Source organism: Mesorhizobium sp. M7A.F.Ca.CA.002.05.1.1, from assembly GCF_003998335.1.
Taxonomy (GTDB): Bacteria; Pseudomonadota; Alphaproteobacteria; order Rhizobiales; family Rhizobiaceae; genus Mesorhizobium.
This window is the reverse complement of the sequence record NZ_RZQI01001304.1, coordinates 1-1,146: the sequence shown is the minus strand read 5'-3', so window position 1 is coordinate 1,146 and position 1,146 is coordinate 1. Positions and strand designations below refer to the sequence as shown.

Genomic DNA, 1,146 nt, shown 5'->3' with positions numbered 1-1,146 from the left:
GCGAGAAACTCACCCGCCAGCAGGTCGGGCTGGAGCGCGGGGAACGCGAGGAAAATGTGCGGGCTGCCTTTCGGGTACCCGCCGAGGCGGAAATCGAGATCGCCGGCCGCAGGGTGCTTTTGATCGACGATGTCTACACCACCGGCGCCACGGTGCGTTCCGCCACCAAGGCGCTGAAAAGGGGCGGTGCGGCCGCCGTCGACGTGCTGACCTTTGCGCGTGTGTTGCCGGGGGACTTCCGGGCGGACGAGTCCGCGACTATATAAGTCGGCAACGAACAGCGGAAATTCGTCATGGCCGATGTCACGATCTACACCCGCATGATGTGCGGCTATTGCACGGCAGCCAAGCGGCTGCTCGAGCGCAAGGGCGTCGCCTTTACCGAGCACGATGCCTCCTTCTCGCCGGAACTGCGCCAGGAGATGATCTCCCGGGCGCATGGCCGCACGACCTTTCCGCAGATTTTCATCGGCGATACGCATGTCGGCGGCTGTGACGACCTCCACGAGCTAGAGGCCGAAGGCCGGCTGGACAAACTGCTCGCCAACGGCGCGACGAATTGAGGGAATGACGATGGGTGTTTTCAAAGCCGCTGCGATCCAGATGCGTTCAGGCGAGAGTCCCGAGCGCAACGCCGTGGATCTCGAACGGCTGGTGCGCGAAGCAGCCAGCCTAGGTGCCACCTATATCCAGACGCCGGAAATGACCGGCGCGCTGATCCGCGACAAGGAAGCTCGCGCCGCCTCGTTTACGTCCGAAGACAAGGACATCGTCGTTTCGACCGCGCGCAGATTGGCCAGGGAACTCGGCGTCTTCCTGCATATCGGCTCGACCGCCATCCTGCGGGCCGACGGCAAGCTCGCCAACCGGGCGCTGCTGTTTGGCCCGGATGGTGCTGCGCTCGCCACCTACGACAAGATCCACATGTTCGATGTCGACCTCGACAATGGTGAGAGCTGGCGTGAATCCGCTGCCTACGAACCGGGCACCGAGGCCGTCGTCGCCGACACCGCGCTCGCAAAAATCGGCTTTGCCATCTGCTATGACCTGCGCTTCCCGCAGCTGTTCCGCGCCGAAGCGCTTGCCGGCGCCGAAATCCTGACCGTTCCGGCCGCCTTCACGCGCCAGACCGGCCTTGCCCACTGG

Annotated in this window: 3 protein-coding genes; all 3 read left to right on the top strand. The window is 64.3% G+C overall.

Annotated features, from left to right (window positions below):
• The coding region (locus tag EN939_RS35090) for a ComF family protein (RefSeq protein ID WP_164751557.1) at positions 1-266 on the top strand (266 nt) is incomplete at its 5' end.
• Between the two features lie 27 nt (positions 267-293).
• On the top strand, positions 294-563 hold the full coding sequence (gene grxC, locus EN939_RS35085) for a glutaredoxin 3 (RefSeq protein ID WP_127271365.1): 270 nt from the start codon (positions 294-296) through the stop codon (positions 561-563).
• A gap of 10 nt (positions 564-573) precedes the next feature.
• The coding region (locus EN939_RS35080; protein WP_127271927.1) for a nitrilase-related carbon-nitrogen hydrolase at positions 574-1,146 on the top strand (573 nt) is incomplete at its 3' end.